The sequence below is a fragment of the Streptomyces sp. 1114.5 genome, from assembly GCF_003635085.1.
In the GTDB taxonomy this organism is placed as follows: domain Bacteria; phylum Actinomycetota; class Actinomycetes; order Streptomycetales; family Streptomycetaceae; genus Kitasatospora.
Window position 1 is genome coordinate 2911160 of the sequence record NZ_RBXE01000001.1, and the last position, 20309, is coordinate 2931468.

At 73.1% G+C, this 20309-nt stretch carries 22 protein-coding genes; 11 read left to right on the forward strand and 11 right to left on the reverse strand.

The window, feature by feature from the left end; all coding sequences use genetic code 11:
• The first annotated feature begins 247 nt into the window (after nt 1-247).
• Nucleotides 248-538 carry an SHOCT domain-containing protein gene (locus BX285_RS12855; protein WP_121175192.1) on the forward strand — a complete coding sequence of 97 codons (291 nt, stop codon included), beginning with the start codon at nt 248-250 and terminating at the stop codon, nt 536-538.
• An 18-nt stretch (nt 539-556) separates the two neighbouring features.
• Here BX285_RS12855 and BX285_RS12860 read toward each other — a convergent pair whose 3' ends face one another.
• The 3 genes from BX285_RS12860 to BX285_RS37280 form a co-directional block, all read right to left on the reverse strand.
• Nucleotides 557-1441, reverse strand: coding sequence for a metallophosphoesterase (locus tag BX285_RS12860; protein ID WP_121175193.1), 885 nt, complete (start codon nt 1439-1441; stop codon nt 557-559).
• Nucleotides 1442-1556: 115 nt separating this feature from the next.
• Complete coding sequence (locus tag BX285_RS12865) at nt 1557-1880, reverse strand: hypothetical protein (protein WP_121175194.1); 324 nt, start codon at nt 1878-1880, stop codon at nt 1557-1559.
• A gap of 95 nt (nt 1881-1975) precedes the next feature.
• Nucleotides 1976-2131 (reverse strand): hypothetical protein, encoded by a 156-nt coding sequence (locus BX285_RS37280; protein WP_179852625.1) that lies wholly within the window; start codon nt 2129-2131, stop codon nt 1976-1978.
• 168 nt (nt 2132-2299) lie between these two features.
• Between BX285_RS37280 and BX285_RS12870 the strand changes: the two genes are divergently transcribed.
• From BX285_RS12870 to BX285_RS12895, 6 genes are all read left to right on the forward strand, one after another.
• Nucleotides 2300-2929: a TetR family transcriptional regulator gene (locus BX285_RS12870; RefSeq protein ID WP_121175195.1), complete on the forward strand. Its 630-nt coding sequence runs from the start codon at nt 2300-2302 to the stop codon at nt 2927-2929.
• Between the two features lie 208 nt (nt 2930-3137).
• The gene (locus tag BX285_RS12875) at nt 3138-3965 is read left to right on the forward strand and encodes a serine protease (RefSeq protein ID WP_121175196.1); all 828 of its coding nucleotides are present in this window, start codon (nt 3138-3140) and stop codon (nt 3963-3965) included.
• A gap of 234 nt (nt 3966-4199) precedes the next feature.
• Nucleotides 4200-5693, forward strand: coding sequence for a S28 family serine protease (locus BX285_RS12880; protein ID WP_121175197.1), 1494 nt, complete (start codon nt 4200-4202; stop codon nt 5691-5693).
• A gap of 136 nt (nt 5694-5829) precedes the next feature.
• On the forward strand, nt 5830-6561 hold the full coding sequence (locus BX285_RS12885; protein WP_121175198.1) for a TetR/AcrR family transcriptional regulator: 732 nt from the start codon (nt 5830-5832) through the stop codon (nt 6559-6561).
• Nucleotides 6545-8179 carry an acyl-CoA dehydrogenase family protein gene (locus BX285_RS12890; protein ID WP_121175199.1) on the forward strand — a complete coding sequence of 545 codons (1635 nt, stop codon included), beginning with the start codon at nt 6545-6547 and terminating at the stop codon, nt 8177-8179. The genes BX285_RS12885 and BX285_RS12890 overlap by 17 nt, the downstream gene beginning before the upstream one ends.
• A complete protein-coding gene (locus BX285_RS12895) occupies nt 8176-9150 on the forward strand; it encodes an amidohydrolase family protein (RefSeq protein WP_121175200.1) in 975 nt (324 codons plus the stop codon). Before BX285_RS12890 ends, BX285_RS12895 begins: the two co-directional genes overlap by 4 nt.
• Here BX285_RS12895 and BX285_RS12900 read toward each other — a convergent pair whose 3' ends face one another.
• Entirely contained in the window at nt 9151-9975 is an 825-nt protein-coding gene (locus BX285_RS12900; RefSeq protein WP_121175201.1) for an inositol monophosphatase family protein, read from the reverse strand.
• A 113-nt stretch (nt 9976-10088) separates the two neighbouring features.
• Between BX285_RS12900 and BX285_RS12905 the strand changes: the two genes are divergently transcribed.
• Nucleotides 10089-11081, forward strand: a complete 993-nt coding sequence (locus tag BX285_RS12905) for an Lrp/AsnC family transcriptional regulator (protein WP_097238092.1) — start codon at nt 10089-10091, stop codon at nt 11079-11081.
• A 216-nt stretch (nt 11082-11297) separates the two neighbouring features.
• On the opposite strand, the gene BX285_RS12910 is transcribed toward BX285_RS12905, so the two are convergent.
• From BX285_RS12910 to BX285_RS12920, 3 genes are all read right to left on the reverse strand, one after another.
• On the reverse strand, nt 11298-12140 hold the full coding sequence (locus BX285_RS12910) for a helix-turn-helix domain-containing protein (RefSeq protein WP_121175202.1): 843 nt from the start codon (nt 12138-12140) through the stop codon (nt 11298-11300).
• Between the two features lie 78 nt (nt 12141-12218).
• A complete protein-coding gene (locus BX285_RS12915; protein WP_121175203.1) occupies nt 12219-12701 on the reverse strand; it encodes a hypothetical protein in 483 nt (160 codons plus the stop codon).
• Between the two features lie 172 nt (nt 12702-12873).
• Complete coding sequence (locus BX285_RS12920; protein ID WP_121175204.1) at nt 12874-13587, reverse strand: 4'-phosphopantetheinyl transferase superfamily protein; 714 nt, start codon at nt 13585-13587, stop codon at nt 12874-12876.
• A 298-nt stretch (nt 13588-13885) separates the two neighbouring features.
• Here BX285_RS12920 and BX285_RS12925 point away from each other — a divergent pair, with 298 nt between their 5' ends.
• A complete protein-coding gene (locus tag BX285_RS12925; RefSeq protein ID WP_183107064.1) occupies nt 13886-15406 on the forward strand; it encodes a choice-of-anchor A family protein in 1521 nt (506 codons plus the stop codon).
• Between the two features lie 63 nt (nt 15407-15469).
• Here BX285_RS12925 and BX285_RS12930 read toward each other — a convergent pair whose 3' ends face one another.
• From BX285_RS12930 to BX285_RS12940, 3 genes are all read right to left on the reverse strand, one after another.
• The gene (locus BX285_RS12930) at nt 15470-15976 is read right to left on the reverse strand and encodes a hypothetical protein (RefSeq protein WP_259470510.1); all 507 of its coding nucleotides are present in this window, start codon (nt 15974-15976) and stop codon (nt 15470-15472) included.
• A gap of 114 nt (nt 15977-16090) precedes the next feature.
• The gene (gene kynU, locus BX285_RS12935) at nt 16091-17347 is read right to left on the reverse strand and encodes a kynureninase (RefSeq protein WP_259470511.1); all 1257 of its coding nucleotides are present in this window, start codon (nt 17345-17347) and stop codon (nt 16091-16093) included.
• Between the two features lie 65 nt (nt 17348-17412).
• Nucleotides 17413-18243 carry a tryptophan 2,3-dioxygenase gene (locus tag BX285_RS12940; RefSeq protein WP_121175207.1) on the reverse strand — a complete coding sequence of 277 codons (831 nt, stop codon included), beginning with the start codon at nt 18241-18243 and terminating at the stop codon, nt 17413-17415.
• Between the two features lie 217 nt (nt 18244-18460).
• On the opposite strand from BX285_RS12940, the gene BX285_RS12945 reads away from it, so the two are divergent.
• Nucleotides 18461-18895 (forward strand): Lrp/AsnC family transcriptional regulator, encoded by a 435-nt coding sequence (locus tag BX285_RS12945; protein ID WP_097238099.1) that lies wholly within the window; start codon nt 18461-18463, stop codon nt 18893-18895.
• A 95-nt stretch (nt 18896-18990) separates the two neighbouring features.
• Nucleotides 18991-19530: an NADPH-dependent FMN reductase gene (locus BX285_RS12950; protein ID WP_097238100.1), complete on the forward strand. Its 540-nt coding sequence runs from the start codon at nt 18991-18993 to the stop codon at nt 19528-19530.
• Nucleotides 19531-19586: 56 nt separating this feature from the next.
• On the opposite strand, the gene BX285_RS12955 is transcribed toward BX285_RS12950, so the two are convergent.
• A complete protein-coding gene (locus BX285_RS12955; protein WP_097238101.1) occupies nt 19587-20219 on the reverse strand; it encodes a MarC family protein in 633 nt (210 codons plus the stop codon).
• Nucleotides 20220-20309: the final 90 nt, after the last annotated feature.

Here is a 20309-nt window from a genome sequence, read left to right on the forward strand (position 1 = left end):
CCTGCTGTGGACGGGCCGGCTGGGCTGAGCCGGTCGTGCCCGGGGCTCTTGGCCCTCTGCCCGGGGACGTCCCGGTTCTGCCCGGGTACTCCCGTCCCGGCGTGTCGCGGGGCGTCCGTACTCTCCGGGGAGTATCCCAACTGCCGCTGCTGGTAGGACGCGTGATGAGACTCCGGTGAGGGACGCTCTGGACATCTCGGGAACCGCCCGAGGTCCTGGAGGCCCACCACCGAGGAGTTGAACCACCATGTACACGCAGCTGGCCGATTGGCACGGGCCCGGCCCCTGGATCCTGCTGGTCCCCCTGATCTGGATCACCGTGGTCTTCCTGGTGATCCTGGCGCTGCGGCGGACGGTCTGGCGGCGGCGCGGCTGCGGCTTCGGGTACGGAGCCGGCGCGGCCGCCGAGCACCCGCTGGCCGTCCTCGGGCGCCGCTACGCCGAGGGCGACATCGACGCCGAGGAGTACCGGGCCAGGCGGGCCGTGCTCAGCGAACCATCCCGTGACGACGCCCGAGGAGGCGGCGGTGGCAGGTGACTGACGCGATCCGGAGGGTCACTCCGTGGCCTGCGGGAACACCTCGCGCAGCAGCGGGTCCGGCAGGCCACGCTTGCGCCACTCGCGCGGGTAGCCCAGCGAGACCTCCTCGAAGGGGACACCGTCGTAGGTGGTCCTGCGCGGGATGTGGAGGTGGCCGTAGATCATCGCCGCGGTGTTGAAGCGGCGGTGCCAGTCGGCGGTCAGCTCGGTGCCGCACCACTGGGCGAACTCCGGGTACCAGAGGACCTCGGTGGGGTTGCGGACCAGCGGGTAGTGGTTGACCAGGACGAGCGGGACGTCCGGGTCGCAGGCCGCCAGCCGCTCCTCGGTCAGCCGGACGCGCTCGCGGCACCAGGAGTCGCGGTCCGGGAACGGGTCCGGGTGGAGCATCCGCTCGTCCGCGCAGACGATGCCGCTCTCGTAGGCGGCCTCCAGGGACTCCTCCTTGGTGGTCGTGCCCGGCGCACGGAAGGAGTAGTCGTACAGGAGGAAGAGCGGGGCGATGCGGACCGGTCCGTCCGCGCCCTCCCAGATCGGGTACGGGTCCTCGGGGGTCAGCACGCCGAGGCCGCGACAGAGCTCGACCAGGTGCTCGTAGCGGGCCACCCCGCGCAGCTGGACCGGGTCCTGCGGGTGGGTCCACAGCTCGTGGTTGCCGGGCACCCAGACCACGCGGGCGAAGCGTTCGGCGAGTGAGCCGAGGGCCCACTCGATGCTGGTGGTGAGTTCGGCGACGTCACCGGCGACGAGCAGCCAGTCGTCGGGGTGGCTGGGCTGCAGCTTCTCCACCAGGTCGCGGTTCTCCTGGTAGGAGATGTGCAGGTCGCTCACCGCGAGCAGTCGGCCGCCCGTCGGGGCGGGCCGTGCCGGCTGTGCGTCGCTGCGGTTCTCCGTGGCCACTCCTGCCCCCTGAGGTCGTCCGGCCGATGGGGCCCACCCTACGTGGCAGGCCGGGGGAGCGGGGCGGGTTGACGGGATCAGTTGTTCGACGGGCAGGAAGGGAGTTGAGGCTGGCTCAGGAGCCGAAGTCCATCAGCACGCCGTGGGAGGTGGCGGTGGTGACGGCGAGGAGCGCCAGCGAGGCGACGCCGAGCACCAGGCCGAGGACGGCGCGGCCGCGGCGGTTGGTGCCGCGGACCAGGGCCAGGGTGGCCAGGGTGATGGCGATCGGGCCCAGGACGATGTTGAAGAGCAGCAGGCCCGGGAGGCCGAGGAGGAAGGAGGCGATGGCCAGGCCGTCCGCTTCGGTGGCGCTCCGGCGGTCGGGGGCCTGTCGGGCGGGGGTCTGAAGGGTGGTGTTCTGGCGGGTGGTGTTCTGGCGGGCGGTGACGGTGCTCATGGCGGTGCGGGTCCTCTCGTGTCGTGGAGTGGACGCGGGTGTGGTCCGGGGAGCGTTTGGGTCGGCGCAGCGTCCGGGTCGGCGCAGCGTCCGGGTCAGCGGTGGCGCAGGCGGGAGATGCCCTCGCGGGCGCCGAACGCGAGCAGCCAGGCGGTGATGGCGGCGGAGGCGGTGAGGAAGACCGGGAGGGACGTGTGGGCGGCGGTGCCGATCAGGACGCCCATGGCGATCAGGGCGGAGAGGAGGATCACGGCTGACTCCTTCGGCTGAGGCTGAGGTGGCGGCTGGGGGGCAGTGGCTGCGGGGCAGGGGCTGGCAGGGGGAGGCTGAGCCGGTTTCGGTTGACAAGTGTTCACCGACTTCGGTCCCACTGTACGCCCGGCTGGCCAAGTTCGGCAAACGAATGTTTACTGAATGGCGTGAGTCACACCGTGGGGGCCAGACAGGCCCAGAAGCAACAGAGTCGGCGGGCCTTGCTGGACGCGGGGTTGCACCTGCTGGCCGATCAGAACCTGGCCAGCCTGGGCGTCCGCGAGGTCACCCGGGAGGCCGGGCTCTCCCCGGCTGCCTTCTATCGGCACTTCCCGGACCTCGCCGCCCTCGGCGTCGCGCTGGTCGAGGAGTCGCTGGCCAGCCTGCACGTCATGATCCGCTCGGTGCTCGCCGAGGCCGGCGGCGCCGAGGAGGTGATCGACCGCGCGGTGGACGTGATCGAACGGCACGTCCGCGAACACCGCCCGCACGTACGGTTCCTGTCGCGGGAGCGGCACGGCGGGGTCCGGCAGGTGCGTGAGGCGATCGATGCCGAACTCGGCCGCTTCGCCGCCGAAGTGGGGGCCGCGCTGGCGCTGCAGCCGGTGTCGGAGGGGTGGAGCGAGCGGGACCTGCGGATGCTCGCGGAGCTGTACGTGGATCACATGGTGTCGACGGCCTCCGCCTTCCTGGAGGCGCAGGAGGCCGACCCGGCCCGGGCGCGCGGGATCGCCGACACCGCCCGCTTCCAGCTGCGCCTGATCAGCCTGGGGCGGCGCCACTGGCAGGGGCGCTGACCGACCGGGGAGCGGGGCGGCGAGGGCCGCGGTGGGCGGTCCTGGGCGGCGGCCGGGTGCCCCGGCCCCGCCCGGGCGGCAAGCGGCCCGGCAACCGGTCCGGTAATCGGCCATTGCCGTCGGGATGGTTTCTTGGTCTCGCTTTGACTCTTGACAGTGGGTCATGTCCGCGACAGCTTTGGTGGACCCCCACACCGAGAGGTCTCTCATGAAGAAGCCGCTCATAGGCACGCTCGCCACCGTCCTGGTCGCCGGTGCCACCGCCCTCGTCGGCGCCTCCCCGGTCCAGGCGGCTCCCACGGCCACCGTCAACTTCGCCGGGACGGTCGCGCTCAGCAACTGCTCCGGCTCGCTGGTGCGGATGCCCGGCTCGGCCGCGAGCGACCCGGCGCTCGTGCTCTCCAACGGCCACTGCCTGGAGTCCGGCATGCCCGGCCCCGGCGAGGTGGTCCTCAATCAGGCCTCCAGCCGGACCTTCACCCTGCTCAGCGCCACCGGTGGCCGGCTCGCCACCCTGCGCGCGACCAAGGTGGTCTACGGTGCGATGACCGACACCGACGTGTCGATCTACCAGCTGAACACCAGCTACTCCTCGATCCAGTCGCGGTACGGGATCGCGCCGCTGACCGTCGCCGCCGGTCACCCCGTCCAGGGCACCTCGATCAAGGTCGTCTCCGGCTATTGGAAGAAGATCTACTCCTGCTCGGTCGACGGCTTCGCCTACCGGCTGAAAGAGGCCGACTGGACCTTCAAGGACTCGGTCCGCTACACCTCGGGCTGTGACGTGATCGGCGGGACCTCCGGCTCCCCGGTGGTCGACGCCTCCTCCGGCCAGGTGGTCGCCGTCAACAACACGATCAACGAGAGCGGCGAGCGCTGCACCCTGGACAACCCCTGCGAGGTGGACCAGAACGGCGTCGTGACGGTGCGCCAGGGCATCGGCTACGCCCAGGAGACCTACGGGATCCCGGCCTGTTTCGCCGCCGGCAATCGCTTCGACCTCACCCTCCCCGGCTGCACCCTGCCCCGCCCCTAGGGCGGGTCCGCACGGGAACCCTCACGGGGAAACCCCCATGAGGAACCCGCACGAGGAACCCGCACGAGGAACCCGCACGAAGAACCCCCATGTGACCAGCACTTCCGCCCCGATGGGCCATCCGCCGACGGCGGGTGGCCCATTCGGCCGTCCCCCGGGCGGCCGTCGCACCGTTGGCACCGCAGAGTCGTCCTGACAGGCGGCATGCATGTCCGTTGACCAGATGGAGAGTTGATGACCACCACCGTGAGAAGGCTGCTGGTTTCCGCCCTGCTGATACCGCTGCTCGCGTTCGGCGGCCTGGCGTCCCCGGCGCTGGCCGCCGACGCCCAGGGCGCCCGGGGGGCCGGATCCGCCCACGGCCGGAGCCCCGCCGACGACCCGAACGCCGACATCAAGGACCGCCTGGCGGCGATCCCCGGGGTCACCATCACCGAGGAGAAGCCGACCACCACCGGTCACCGCTACTTCATCGCCACCTACACCCAGCCGATCGACCACTTCCGCCCCTGGCTGGGCACCTTCCAGCAGCGCTTCAGCGTGCTGCACCGCGGCTACGACCGCCCGACGGTCTTCTACACCAACGGCTACACGCTGGGCACCAACCCGTCCCGCACCGAGCCGACCCGGCTCGTGGACGGCAACCAGGTCTCCATCGAGTACCGCTACTTCACCCCGTCCCGCCCCGAGCCGGCGGACTGGTCCAAGGCCGGCATCCGGCAGGGCGCCGCCGACTCGCACCGGCTGGTGACCGCGCTCAAGCGGATCTACGACCAGGAGTGGCTGTCCACCGGCGCCAGCAAGGGCGGCATGTCCTCCACCTACTACCGCCGCTTCTACCCGGACGACGTGGCCGGCACGATCGCCTACGTCGCGCCGAACAACACCGACGTCAACGACTACGCGGCCTACACCCAGTTCTTCAGCACCGTCGGCACCCCCGAGTGCCGGAGCCGGCTGAACGCCGCCCAGCGCGAGCTGCTGGTGCGCCGTGACCGCCTGGAGGCCCGCTACGTCGCCGACAACAAGGCGGCCGGCTCGACCTTCGGCACCCTCGGCACCCCGGACCGCGCGTACGAGGCCGGAGTGCTGGACGTCGTCTGGGCGTTCTGGCAGTACAGCCTGGAGGCGGACTGCGCAAAGGTCCCGGTGGCCGCCACCGCGACCGACGACGAGCTGTACGCCTGGTTCGACGCCCAGTCGGGCATCACCGGCAACAGCGACCAGTCGCTGGCGAAGTACACCGCGTACTACTACCAGGCCGCCACCGAGCTGGGTGCGCCGTTCTTCGACGTCTCGTACCTGAAGGACCTGCTGCACTACGACTACAAGGAGCTCTACTCGGCCCGCAGTTACGTGCCGAAGGAGATCCCGACCGCCTTCAACCCGTACGCGATGACCGACGTCGACCGCTGGGTGAAGCGCGAGGGCGAGCGGATCATCTACGTCTACGGCGGCAACGACCCGTGGGGCGCCAAGCCGTTCCGCCTCGGCCGGGGTAGTGAGGACAGCTACGTCTACACCGTGCCCGGCGGCAACCACGGCTCCAACATCGGCAAGCTGCAGGCCGCGCAGGCCGCGGAGGCCACCGCCAAGGTGCTGGAGTGGGCCGGTCTGGGCGACCAGGACAAGGCCCGCTCGCTCGCCAAGTCGCCGCAGCTGATCCCGGACTTCGGTCCGCTGGACGTCGAGGGCCAGCGGCTGGAGCAGGAGCGCCGCCCGCTGTAGCACCTGAGCCGACCAGGGCCACGCAGACAGGAGGCCGCCCCGCTGCCCGGGGCGGCCTCCGTGCGTCCACCCCCGACCGCGGACCACGGGCGACCGCCCCCTCCCCGAAGCGCTGAATCGGTGCTTCAATGCTTCCATGGCCTACCGACGCACGCCCGCCGTACAAGCCCGCCTGGATGCCCAGCGCGAGGCGGTACTGCAGTCGGCCGTCCTGCTGCTCGCCGAACGCGGTTACGGGGGCTGCACGATGGCGGCCGTGGCGGACCGCGCCGGGATCGCCACCGGCAGCCTCTACCAGCACTTCGCCAACAAGGCCGAGCTGTCGGTGCAGTTGTTCCGCCGAGTGGTCACCCGCGAGATCGACGCGGTGAACGCGGCCCTCGCCCAGCGGGACACCCCGCAGCAGCGGATCGCCGCCGTGGTCGAGACCTTCGCCACCCGCGCCCTGCGCGCACGCCGGCTGGCGTACGCGCTGCTGGTCGAGCCGGCCGACGCGGTGGTGGACGGCGAACGCCTGGTGTTCCGGCGGGCGTTCCGGGACGTGATAGCCGCCGAGATCGCCGCCGCCGTGGCCGGCGGCGAACTGCCGGAGCAGGACCCGGTGTTGACCGCTGCGGCGCTGGTCGGCGCGGTCGGCGAGGCCCTGGCCGGCCCGCTCGCCACGGCCCCCCGGCAGAGCGGCGACCAGCACAGCGGCGACCGGCAGAGCAGCGACCAGCTCAGCAGCGACCGGCAGAGCAGCGACCGGCACAGCGGCGCTGACGCCAGCCACAGCGACACCCTGCACAGCGACAACACCACGGTGGTCCCCGCCCTGGTCTCCTTCACCCTGCGTGCCCTGGGAGGACGCGATGACAGCGACGCATGAGGTCACCAACCAGGTGCCACTGCCGTACGGACACGACACCGCCGCCGACCCCACCTTGCTGGCCGCCCTGGACCGGGCCGGCGCCGGTTGGGCCGAGCCGGAGCTGCGCGAGCTGGGCCGGCTGGCCGGCTCCGAGCAGGCCGCCGAGTGGGGCCGGCTGGCCAACGAGAACCCGCCCGTGCTGCGCACCCACGACCGCTTCGGCCACCGCGTCGACGAGGTCGAGTTCCACCCCGCCTGGCACGAACTGATGCGCACCGCCGTCTCCTACGGCCTGCACGCCGCACCCTGGCGCGACGAACGGCCCGGCGCCCACTCCGCCCGCGCCGCCAAGTTCTTCGTCTGGGGCCAGGTCGAGGCCGGCCACACCTGCCCGATCTCGATGACCTACGCCGCCGTCCCGGCGCTGCGCGCGAACCCGGCGCTGGCCGCGGAGTTGGAGCCGCTGCTGGCCGCGCGCGAGTACGACTACGGGCTGCGCGAGCCGCGCACCAAGCGCGGGCTGATCGCCGGCATGTCGATGACCGAGAAGCAGGGCGGCTCGGACGTCCGCACCAACACCACCACCGCGGTCCCGCAGCCGGACGGCACCTACCGGATCACCGGCCACAAGTGGTTCACCTCGGCGCCGATGTCCGACCTGTTCCTGACGCTCGCCCAGGCCCCGGGCGGCCTCAGCTGCTTCGTGCTGCCGCGGATCCTCCCGGACGGCAGCCGCAACCGCCTGCAGCTGATGCGGCTCAAGGACAAGCTCGGCAACAAGTCCAACGCCTCCGCCGAGCTGGAGTACGACGGCGCGGTCGGTTGGCTGGTCGGCGAGGAGGGCCGCGGGGTGCCGACCATCATCGAGATGGTCAACATGACCCGGCTGGACTGCACCACCGGCGCCGCCTCCGGCATGCGCTACGGCGCCACCCGGGCCGTCCACCACGCCCTGCACCGGCGGGCGTTCGGCAAGGCGCTGGTCGACCAGCCGCTGATGCGCAACGTGCTCGCCGACCTGGTGGTGGAGTCCGAGGCGGCCACCGTCGTCGCGATGCGGCTCGCCCACTCCACCGACCTCGCCCTGGCCGGGGACCGGACCGAGGCGCTGGTCCGGCGGCTGGGCCTGGCGGTGGCCAAGTACTGGGTGTGCAAGCGCGGTCCGGCACACTCCGCCGAGGCGCTGGAGTGCCTGGGCGGCAACGGCTACGTGGAGGAGTCCGGGATGCCCCGGCTCTACCGGGAGGCCCCGCTGGTGTCGATCTGGGAGGGTTCCGGCAACGTCGCCGCCCTGGACGCGCTGCGCGCCATGGCCAGGAGCCCGGAGAGCGTCGAGGCCTTCCTCGGCGAACTCGACGCCGCCGCGGGCGCGGACCGCCGGCTGGACGCGGCGGTCGCCGCGCTGCGCAAGGACCTCACCGACCCGACCGACCTGGAGTTCCGCACCCGTCGGTTGGTCGAGTCGATGGCGCTGGCCTTCCAGGGTTCGCTGCTGGTCCGGTACGGCAGCCCGGCGGTGGCGGACGCGTTCTGCGCGAGCCGGCTGGGCGGCGACCACGGCGCGGCCTTCGGCACCCTGCCGGCCGGGGTCGACACCGGGGCGATCATCGACCGGGCCCGGCCGGTGCCGGCGTGAGCGAGGTCGGGGAGACCCGGGAAGCCCGCGAGGTCCGCGAAGCCCGCGAGGCCCGGGAAGTCCGGGAGGTCCGAGCGTTCTGGCAGGCCCTGGGCCTGCCCGGACTGGTCGACGTGCACACCCACTTCATGCCGAAGAACGTCCTCGACAAGGTCTGGGCGTACTTCGACGCGGCCGGCCCGCTGATCGACCGGCCCTGGCCGATCACCTACCGCGAGGCCGAGGCCGAACGGGTGCGGCGGCTGCGGGAGTTCGGCGTCCGGGCGTTCACGGCCATGCTCTACCCGCACAAGCCGGGCATGGCCGCCTGGCTGAACGCCTGGGCCGTCGACTTCGCCGCCCGCACCCCGGACTGCCTGCACACCGCGACCTTCTTCCCCGAGCCCGGGGCAGCCGGATACGTCGCCCGGGCAATCGAGGACGGCGCCCGGGTGTTCAAGGCGCACCTGCAGGTCGGCGGCTACGACCCGACGGACCCGCACCTGGACGAGGTCTGGGGGCTGCTTGCCGAGACCGGCACCCCGGTGGTCAGCCACTGCGGATCCGGGCCGGTGGCGGGCAAGTTCACCGGTCCCGGCCCGATCGGCGAGGTGCTGGCCCGGCACCCGGGGCTGGTCCTGGTGGTCGCCCACCTCGGCATGTCCGAGTACCGCGACTTCCTCGACCTGGCCGAGCGCCACCCGTCCGTCCGGCTGGACACCACCATGGCGTTCACCGACTTCGTCGAGGCCGAGGACCCGTTCCCGCGCGGGGAACTGCCGCGACTGCGCGGCTTGCAGGACCGCGTCCTGCTCGGCACCGACTTCCCGAACATCCCGTACCGCTACCTCCACCAGCTGGAGGCGCTGGCCGGGTTGGGGCTGGGGGAGGAGTGGCTGCGGGCGGTCTGCCACGACAACGGCGCCGCGCTGTTCGGGCTCGACCCGTCCTTCGGGTTCGACCCGTCCATCGGGCTCGACGGAGCGGGCTGATCAGCGCACCGCCCGAAGGACCCCCAGCGCGTCCGCGTGCAGTCCGGGCGCGGCGACGAGGAAGCTGTCGGAGCCGGCCGTCCAGGCCGACCCGGCGGCGTCCGTCACCGCCGCGCCCGCCTCGCTCGCGATCAGCGCGCCGGGCAGCAGGTTGCCTGCGTCCAGGCCGTACTGCCAGAACAGCGCCAGGTGCCCGGAGCCGACCTGCGCGACCTGGAGCGCCGTCGGGCCGAGGTTGCGCACCGCCAGGACTGCGCCCGCCATCGCGGACAGCGACTCGCCCGCTCGGCGCAGCGCCACCGGGTCCGCGGCCACCGCGGGCGGCTGGCTGGTGGTGGCGACGGTGATCGCCAGTTCGCGCTCCAGCGGCGCGATGGCCAGCCCGTCCAGGTCGGCGCCGCCGCCCAGCACGGCCCGGTAGGTGCGCCCGCCGTCCAGCTCCGGGGCGTGCACCACGGCCAGCACCGCCGCGCCGTCCCGCACCAGCGTGGCGGTGACCGCCCAGTGCGGCTGGCCGAGCAGGTACTGCACCGCGCCGTCGGTCGCGTCGCACAGCCACCACTCGCCCTCGGCGGGCATCGAACCGTCGAGTTCCTCCGGCACCCAGCCGGCCTGCGGGCGCAGCGCCGTCAGCCGCTCCCGCAGGCCGGCGGCGGCCGGGCCGTCCAGCTCCGCGAAGCGCGCCCCCGCCTCCGCGAGGGTCCGCGCCGTGGTGGGCTCGGTGGACCGACGTGCCGCCAGCTCCGCGCCGACCGCGCGCACCGCGGCCTCCACACCCTCCGCCAGCGTCCACAGCTCGTTCGTCTCGTACGACTCGATCGGCATGGTGACCCCTCCTCGCTCCCGGCCGGGCCGCTCCGGCCCCGCAGGACAAGGTGTAGCGTCAGGGCTGCCGAACAGGACGCTCAAGTGGTCGAGAACGACGGAGATCGGACACCATGGACCTCACCACGACCGATCCGGACAATGTGCTGGACGCCCTCGACCGCCGCCTGGTCTGCGCCCTGCAGGTGGACGGACGGGCCGAGCCCGGCCGGATCGCCGAGGTGCTGGGCGTCTCGGCCCGCACCGTCACCCGCCGACTGGCCCGGATGCGGCAGGCCGGCGTGCTGCGGGTGGTGCGGATGCCCGACGTGGAGGACGCCGCGGTCGGTGCGCTGCTGCTGCGGGTCCGGGTGCTGAGCGGCCGGGTCGACGTCGTCGCGCAGGCGCTGGCCGACCGCCCCGACATCCCCTTCGTCGACGTGATGCTCGGCGGCCACGAGGTCGGCGCCGTGATGCTGACCGACGCCGGCTCCCGCGACCGGCTGCTGTACGGGCAGCTGCCCGCGACGAGCGCCGTCACCGAGACCATCACCCACGCCGTGCTGCACGCCTTCGCCGACGCCGGGCAGTGGCAGGCAGGCCACCTGACCGAGGAGGAGGCCGCCGCGCTCGCCCGGCCCGCCGTCCCGCGCCCCGCCACGCCCCCGCCGCTGGACGCCCTCGACCGCGCGCTGCTGGGCCGGTTGGGCGAGGACGCCCGGCAGTCCCACGCCGTCCTGGCCGCGGCCGTCGGCGCGCCCGAGTCGACCGTGCGCCGCCGGCTGCACCGGCTGGACGGGCTCGGGCTGCTGCGCACCCATGCCACCGTCGACCCCCGGCTGCTCGGCATGGCCGTGGACGCCAACCTCTGGCTGGACGTGCCGCCCGGCCGGCTCGCCGAGGTCGGCACGGCGCTGGCCCGCCACCCCCAGGTGCACGGCGTGTTCGCCACCAGCGGCCCGACCAACCTGCTGGCCACCCTCTTCTGCACGGACCACGACGAGCTGTACCGCTTCCTCACCGACACCCTGGGCCCGCTCGGGGCCGCCCGCGCCGAGACCACGATCACCGCCCGCGCGGTGAAACGGTCCGGCGTCCTGCTCCGGCAGCCGCCCCGGAAGCCGTGAGCGGTGACCGGCCCTCACCTGCGGGGTGATCGACGCCCACCGTCCGGCCGGGCAGGGTGGAGGCGCCCGGGGCGGCCGGGCGGCCGCCACGGCCCGGGATCCCACCCCCGAGCAGGAGGCGATCCGCCATGTCCGCCCACGCGAACACCCTGACCGCCGGGTACGTCTGGATCCTGCTGCGGGCCGCGGCGGTGGCCCTGTTCGCCGTCCTGCAGCTCACTGCTCCACCGCGGACTGCAGGAAGCGCACCGTCTCCGCGTCGGCCGGGAGGAAGGTCTCCATGGCCAGCTCGGAGACGGTCACGTCCAGCGGCGTGTTGAAGGTCGCGATGGTGGAGAGGAAGGAGAGGATCCGCCCCTCGTGGCGGATCCGCAGCGGCAACGCGAACGGGAAGCCCTCCGCACCCGGGCCCCCGGCAGAACCGTCCGCGGGGCAGTCCGCAGGGCCGTCGGACGGCTCGGGGTAGTCGCGGACCTCCTCGTACAGCCGCCGCAGCGGCTCGGAGCGGACCAGCTCCAGCTTCTGCTCCATCCGTTCCAGCAGGTGCCGCCGCCACTCCCGCAGGTTGACGATGCGCGGCGCCAGCCCGTCCGGGTGGAGGGTGACCCGGATCGCGTTGAGCGGCGGCTGCAGCAGGTGCGGGGCGACGCCGTCCAGGAGCAGCCCGAGCGAACGGTTGGCCGCCAGGACGCGGAAGCTCCGGTCGACGACGACCGTCGGGTACGGGTCGTGGGCGGCCAGCAGCCGCTCCATGCCGCCGCGCAGCGCGTCCATCGAGGGGGCGTCGAGCGGGGTCTCGGGGTAGTGCGGGGCGTAGCCGGCGGCGAGCAGCAGGGCGTTGCGCTCGCGCACCGGGACGTCCAGCTGTTCGGCCAGCCGCAGCACCAGCTCCCGGCTCGGGCGGGCGCGGCCGTTCTCCACGAAGCTGAGGTGGCGGGCCGAGGAGTCCGCCCGCAGGGCCAGTTGGAGTTGGCTGAGCTGTCGTCGTTCCCGCCAGCCGCGCAGCAGTGGTCCGACGCCGGTTCCCGTCGGGCCGCCCATGCCCGCCATGATCGTCATGGACCGGGACGGTACTCGAACGAGCTCGCTCGGCGGGAGGGGGCACCCCCTGCTCGGACCGGACGCGGGTGCCGGACCTCAGACGCCGGTGCTGGAACCCGGTCGGACGACCATGAGCACCACGACCACGGCCCACAGCAGGTTGAACACCCCGGCCGTCATCGGCAGCAGGCGCAGACCGCCCACGGCCTTGGTGCGCCGCTCGTCCGCCGGGTCGAGGTCGAGCGCGTCCACGGCGGCCTGCTGGCCGGGCAGGACGAAGAGCAGCAGCGCGAGCGCGGCGATCGCGGTCAGCACCATCGAGACGATCAGCCAGGACTGGCCGATCACGTCCATGACCTGGGCCAGGCCGATGCCCAGCACCGGCACGGCGACTCCCAGCAGCGCGTAGACCTGGGTGATCCGGTGCAGAACGCGCAGCACGCCCGCGTCGGAGGCCTGGTCCGCCCCGCCGGCCAGCGCGGCCTTCGCCCGGCGCGGGAACATGCTGACGGCCACCGCGACCGGGCCTATGAACAGGACCGACACGAGGACGTGCAGGCTCAGCAGGAACTTGGCCATGGCGGGGCACCCTTTGGTCCGGTGGCGTTGGGATCGGTGGGCGAGCGCGGTCGGCGGGCCCACGACCAGGCACCGTAACACCGTTTATCCACAGGCCCGGCGTGCGGGTCCGGTGCAGGCCCCGGGCCGTGCCAGGGTCGCGCGGGGCCAGCCCGCGGCCGGTGGCGAGGGGTCAGCCCGTGGCCGGTGGCGAGAGCTCCACGATCCGCGGCGGGGCGGTGCTGACGGCCGCGACGGCGGCGCCGTGCTCCGGGTCGGTCCAGTCGACCAGGTGCAGGTCCTCGTACCGGCTGCGCAGCGGGGGCCCGGGCGGGACGGTCAGCAGCAGGGCGGAGAGGTCGATCCGGCCGAGGGTGTCCAGGGTGGCCCGGCCGATCTTGATCAGCGACTCCTTGCGCACCCACTGCCGCAGGAACGCCCGGTCCGGCTCCGGGTCGGCCTCGACCGCGGCCAGCTCGGCCGGGGCGAGCACCCGGCGGGCGACCGCGCCCAGCGAGCCGCCCCGGGCGGAGAGCTCGACGTCCACGCCGATCGGCCGGTAGCCGGCGCCCGCCGCGACCACGCCCCGGGTGTGCGACAGGCTCACGTGCACCCCCGGGTGGTCCGGCAGGTACGGCTTGCCGTGGTCGGCCAGCCCGCAGTCCGGGCACTGCTGGGCGAGCACCAGGCCTTCGGCCGGGATGCCGAGCAGTCGGGCGGCGCAGAGCCGGACCAGCAGGTGCCCGGCGGTGAAGTCGGTCCGCCCGGACTCGTGCCGGAAGCGTGCCGCGCGCTCCTGTTCGAGTGCGGTCAGCAGGTGTTCGCCCGCCTCGGGGTGCCGTAGTACGGCGTCGGCGGACGCCACGGCGACGAGCGGCGCGTTCCGGTCCAGGGCCTCGGTGGTCATACCTCCAACCTAGCCCGATCCCGCCGGCCCCCAGCCCCGTGCCCTCGGGGGCCGGACCGGTGGGGACCGGCAGGGGAGCGCGCCGGGGACCGTGGGTGGCCGTTCGTGGGAACTCCGGATCGGATTCGAGGTCCTGGAGGGAGTGAATCGTCCGATTCGAGGTTGGATGTCCTGGATCTGTGGGATGGTCAGCAAATATCACAGAACATGGCAGGCCGTCCGGCCCTGCCCTTTTCCATGCGCGGAGGAATTGTCGATGGGTCAGGCAACCGGTTCGCCGGGTCACAGAACGACCGCCGTGAGGACACCTGCCACCCACGGCCGCCGGGCCGTCCGGGCCGCGGTGGCGACCGCCGTCGCCGCGCTGCCGCTGGCCGCCGTGCTGACGGTCGGCTCGGCCGCCCCGCTGGCGCCGCCGTTGGGCGCCTGCACCGGACCCGACTGCCCCGCCACCTGGCCGCCGCCGAACAACGGTGACTTCACCGGCCGGGACTCCACCATCAACGTCTTCACCGGCGGCGACTACACCGTGAACGGCCGCGCCGCCGAGGCCGAGGGAAAGATCGTCACGCTGGGGAACCTGACCGTCGACAAGAACGGCGGCGGGGTCTACAACATGGGCGTCGTCGGTGTCGGCTCCCGCGTCGTGCCGCCCAACGGCAGCGACTTCGTGACCACCGGCGGCAGCGTCGACGTCAAGACCGGCAACCGGATCCTGATCGGCGGCAGCGACTCCCACGGCCCGGCCTTCGGCAACCTGCGCCACGCGGGCAGCGTCACCGGCACCGTCAACATCGACCCCACCGGCCAGTCGATCCAGGACCCGAACGCGGCCGCGCCGTACCAGACGGTGCTGACCCAGATCGAGGAGGTCTCCGACTGCGTCGGGCGGGCCGCCGCGACCGGAACGGTCGACATCTCCTCCAGCCAGGCCACCTTCACCGGAGACGGGACCAGCATGAAGCAGGTCTTCAACGTCACCGGGAACCTCACTTCGCCCACCGGCGGGCAGATCGGCCTGGTCTTCAACAACATCCCGGCCGGCGCCACCGTCGTGGTGAACATGCTCGGTGACAGTCCGATCATCAACACCTACACGGGCACCGGTCTGGCCGGGGACCAGACCACCGCCATGCGGTCGAAGCTGATGTACAACTTCCCGACCGCGACTTCGGCCCAGATCCTCGGCAGCGCGCAGTTCCAGGGCTCGGTCCTGGCCGGCAACCCGGGCGGGACCACGACCATCGCCCAAGCGGGCATGAACGGGCGGGTGTACCTGGCGGGCAATCTGATCCACACCGGGACGGGCGGCTACGAGATCCACAGCTACCCGTTCGACGGGGACCTGCCGGAGTGCACGGTGACGCCGAGTCCGTCGCCGACGTCCTCCTCGCCCTCGCCGACGTCGCCGAGTCCGACGTCGCCGAGTCCGACGTCGCCCAGCCCCACCTCTCCCTCCCCGACGTCTCCGTCCCCGACTTCGCCGTCGCCGACGTCTCCGAGCCCGACGAAGCCCAGCCCCACCTCTCCGTCGCCGACGTCTCCGAGCCCTACGTCGCCGTCGCCGACCTCGCCGAGCCCGACCCGCACCGGCCACAGCCCGAAGCCGTCGACGTCGAGTGCGGATCCGACCAGCCACCACCCGACGGAGCACCCGACCGGGCACAACTCCGCCAGCCACCACCCGGGTGGCAGCGGTGAGTTGCCCTCCACGGGTGCGGGCAACGCCCCGGTGGTCTTCGGCCTGGCAGGCGTCGGCCTGCTCGGTCTCGGTGGCCTGGCCGCGATGGCCGCCCGCCGCCGCGGCCGCCACGGCTGACCCACGACCCAGGCCGCCCGCGTCGACCCGACCGGGCGGCCTGGGCACGTCCTGGGGCCAGGCCTAGGAAGGCCGGTTCTCCGAGAGGTAGCGGTCCACCGTGCGGCGGTGGGCGGCGACGGTGTCCACCGGTTCGCCGACCACCCGGCCGGCCAGGGCGACGGCCAGCTCGCCGACGTCCTGCCGGAGCCGGTCGGCGGCTGCGGCGCGGTCGGCGGCGATCCGCGCGTGGCTGGTGGCGAGCAGGGCTTCCCGGGCGTGCAGGCCGTCCGAGCGGGCCGCCGCGATCGCCGCCGCGCCCCGCTGGGCGTACTCCTCGCGGATCCGGGCCGCTTTGTGCCGGGCCGCGCCGATCTCCCGCAGTGCGGCGTCCCGGACGACCTCGGCCTCGGCGCGGACCGCCTCCGCGCGTTCGGTACGGCCTTCGGTCGCGTCCCACCGTGCGGCCCGCACCCGCTCGATGCGCGGGAGCAGGCCGCTGCCGAGGGCCCACATCATCAGGAAGAGCTGGGCCAGGCCGAGGGTCAGGATGGAGGGATCGGGCTTGAGCGGACCGAGTTCGATGTTCACGCGCAACCTCCCCTTGGTCTGACTGGCAGTCAAGTGCCGGTCGAGTGGGGGGATTCCCCGGCGTGATGGCGGTCGAACGTTCACTCGACCATGAGCTCGGTCACGTAGGGTGCGCTACGTCACCGCGCCCCGGCGGGAGAAGCGTTCCGCCCGCCACTCGCCGCTCTCCAGCACCTCGGCCAGCTGCCGGGCGGCATCCCAGACCTCGGTGTAGGAGAGGTAGAGCGGCGTGAAGCCGAAGCGCATCAGGTCCGGCGCGCGGAAGTCCCCGATCACCCCGCGCTCGATCAGCGCCTGGACCACCGGGTAGCCGTCGGTGTGCCGCAGCGCGACCTGGCTGCCGCGTCGGGCGTGCTCGCGCGGGGTCACCACCTCGATGCCGTCCAGGCCCTCGGTCAGCGCGATGAACAGATCGGTCAGCGCCAGGCTCTTCGCCCGCACCGCCGCGAGGTCGACCCGCTCCCAGAGGTCCAGCGAGGTGTCGAGGGCCGCCTGGCCGAGCAGTGAGGGCGAGCTGGTCAGGAAGCGGCCGATGCCCGGCTTCGGGTCGTACCCGGGCTCGAAGGCGAACGGGCGGGCGTGGCCGAACCAGCCGCTCAGCGGCTGCAGCGGACCGGCCGCCAGGTGCCGCTCGGCGACGTACAGGAAGGCCGGCGAACCGGGGCCGCCGTTGAGGTACTTGTAGGTGCAGCCGATCGCGAAGTCCGCGTTCGAGGCGCCGAGTTCGACCGGCAGCGCGCCCACCGCGTGGCACACGTCCCAGATCATCAGCGCGCCCGCGGCCTGCACCCGGGCGGTGATCCCGGGCATGTCCAGCAGCTCTCCGGTGCGGTAGTCCACGTGCGAGAGGACGACCGCGGCGACGTCCCCGTCCAGGTGCCGGTCCAGCTCCTCCGGCCGGACCAGCACGCTGCGCGCCCCCTCGACCAGACCGGCCACGCCCTCGGCGATGTACAGGTCGGTCGGGAAGGCCTCGGCGTCGCCGAGCAGCGTGCGCCGGCCCGGGCGCAGCCGCAGCGCGGCCGACAGCACCTTGAACAGGTTCACCGAGGTGGTGTCGCAGACGACCACCTCCGCCGGATCGGCCCCGATCAGCGGCGCGATCCGCCGTCCCAGCCGGTAGGGCTGCTCGAACCAGCCGGCGTCGTTCCAGCTGCGGATCAGCTCCCGGCCCCACTCCTCCTCGACCACCTGGCGCACCCGCTCGGGCGTGCGCACCGGCAGCGCGCCCAGCGAGTTGCCGTCCAGGTAGATCACCCCGTCCGGCAGGGCGAACTCCTTGCGGAACGCCGCCAGCGGATCGACGGCGTCCAGCGCCGCGCACTCCTCGCGCGTGGTCGCGCCCATCCGTGCGCCCGTTCCTGCGCTCATCCCCGTGACCGTCCCTTCGTCCGTTCCCGCGTCCGTTCCCGCGCCCGCCACGTCGTTCCCCTCGTTCACAGCTCGTCCCGGATCGTCCACAGCTCCGGGAAGACGTCCTGCTCGGCCGACTTGCGCAGCCAGGTCAGCCCGCTGGAGCCGCCCGAGCCGGGCTTGCCGCCCATGGTCCGCTTGACCGCGGACAGGTGCCGCTGGCGCCAGCGGGTGACCCGCTCGGCGACGTCCAGCAGGGCCTCGCCGAGCGGCTGCAGCGCGGCGAACTCCGGCTCGGTGTACACCCGCCGCCACGCCGCCGCAACCTCCTCGGACGGGCGGTAGCGCTGCTCCGACGGTTCCGGGAGCGGGCCCAGGCCGCGCCGCGCCAGCAGTGCCAGCACCTCGTCGTAGAGGCCGGGGGAGCGCAGCGCGTCGACCAGCTCCTCGCGCGTCCGCGGCATCCCCTCGTACATCCCCAGCAGCGCGGCGTTCTTGTTGCCGAGCACGAACTCCAGGTGCAGGAAGGCCGCGGACTGGAAGCCGGAGGCCTCGCCGAACAGCGCGCGGAAGGAGTTGAACTCCTGCGGCGTCATGGTGGCCAGCAGGTCCCAGGAGTCGACCAGGACGTCCTGGGCGTGGGTGCCCCGGCGCAGCGCGGCCAGGGCGGCGGGCAGGTCGTCCTCGCGCAGCGCCTGCCGGGCGAGCGTCCACTCGTGCCGTAGCAGGTCGAAGAGCAGTTCCATCACCTGGGTGGTGATGATGAACGACAGCTCGGCGGGCTCCTTGCTGCGCGGGTGCTGCAGGTCGTGCAGCTCCTCCAGGCGCACGTACTGGGCGTACGGAGTGCTCCGACCCGGCACCCCATCCCGACCGAACGACAGGTTGGGTGTCTCCACCGTGTCGTGCCCCATCCCGATGCCTCCTGATCCGTCCGGGCCCCGTCGCCCGCTCCGGTGAACCAGACGGACTGCCTGATTCCACCGGGGTGCCCATTGTGCGGCGGTGGAGCCCCCCGCTTGAATGGTCGACGGGCACCGCAACCGCCCGTGGAGCTGTCGTTCGCGAGGCGTTCGGCCGATTCGCTTTACGAATGGAAAACCCTTGATCCCGACCACCCGGGGAGTCGCCATGGACGCCGTCGACCGCCGCCTGCTGGCCGAGCTGCAGGCCGACGCCCGGCTCTCGTACAACGAACTCTCCCGCCGGGTGAGCCTGTCCGCACCCGCGGTGGCCGAACGGGTCCGCCGGCTGGAGGCCGAGGGCGTGATCAGCGGCTACCACGCCCACGTGGACCCCACCCGGTCCGGGCTGCCGATCACCGCGCTGGTGCAGATCCAGTGCTACGGCCCGCGCTGCGTACTGCGCGATCCGGAGGTGGCGACCTGGCCGGAGGTGCTCCAGCTGCACCGGGTCACCGGCGGCGCCTGCTGCGTGCTGCTGGTCGCGGTGGCGACGATGGCCGAGTTCGAGGCGCTGTGCGACCGGCTCGGCGGCTACGGCCAGCCGGCCAGCTCGATGATCCTCTCCAGCCCGGTGCCGTGGCGGCCGCTCGCGCCGCGCTGACCCGCGGGTTTGGGTGGTGGCGGTGGCGGCCGGTGGTCCTGACGTCGGCCTTGATGTTGGCCTTGACGTTGACGTCAAGGAGTAGGTTCCTCGGCATGTCGAACGAGTGCCACATCCTGCTGCTGCCGGGGAGCCTGCGGGCCGGCTCCGCCAACGAGACGGTGCTGCGCACCGCGGCCGTCGTGGCCGCCGCCACCCCGGGCCTGCGGACCACGTACTACACCGGGCTGGCCGGGCTGCCGCACTTCAACCCCGACCACGACACCGACCCGCTGCCGGAGCCGGTGGTCGCCCTGCGGGCCGCGATCGAGGCGGCCGACGCGCTGCTGGTCTGCACCCCCGAGTACGCCGGAACGCTGCCTGGCTCGTTCAAGAACCTGCTGGACTGGACGGTCGGCGGGGTCGAGATCTCGGACAAGCCCACCGCCTGGATCAACGCCGCCGGGCCGGGCCGCGGCGGCGGCGCCGAGGCGACCCTGCGCACCGTCCTCGGCTACACCGGCGCGGCGGTGGTGGACGCGGCCTGCGTGCGGATCCCGCTGGAGCGCGGGGCGGTCGGCCCGGACGGGCTGGTCGCCGACCCGCTGGTGCGCGAGCGGATCGGCGCGGTGCTGGCCGAGCTGGCCGCCGCCTGACGTACCGGTGGGTCGGCGGGCCAGGTGGGTCGGGCGGGCCGGGCGCTTCGGGCGGGTCAGTGCGCCGCGGGCAGGTGCACCCCGAGCCCGGCCAGGCCGGCCAGGACCAGCTCCACGCCGACCGCCGCCAGCAGCAGCCCGAGCAGCCGGGACAGCACCTCCAGCGAGGTGCGGTGGGTGCGCTGCATGATCGGCGCGAGCAGGGCCACGCAGAAGTAGTTGATCACCGTCACGGAGACGTACGCCCCGGCGACGGTGGCCTTCCAGGCCCAGTCGTCCCGCAGGAGCGAGGCGACCAGGACGGCGCTCACCGCGAGCGGGCTGGCGATGTACGGCAGCAGCAGCTCGCGGATGCCGTCGACCAACGGGTTCGGCAGGTGCTCGTCGTCCTCGTCCGCGCCGCCGAGGTGCACGCCGAAGACCAGCGCGACCGCGTACACGAAGAAGATCAGCCCGCCCGCGAGCTGCAGCGACTGGTCGCTGATGTGGAAGAGCGTGCTGACCTCGTCCGCCGAGAAGCCGAGCACCAGGCCGATCACCGCCGAGATGGCCGTGCTCCACGCCGCCAGCCGCCGCAGCTCCCGGGTGCTGCGGGTGGGGGCCAGCCGGGCGAAGGCCAGCAGCGTCTTCGGCGGGCCGACCACGGCGAAGAAGGTGATGAACGCGCTGCTCAGGTTGAAGACGAACATGGGCCAAGCATGACCGCGGCGCCGGTGGCGGCCGGGCCGCCACGCCCCGCGGCCGGGCGTGGCGTGGATCTCCCCGGCGCGCCCGTGGAC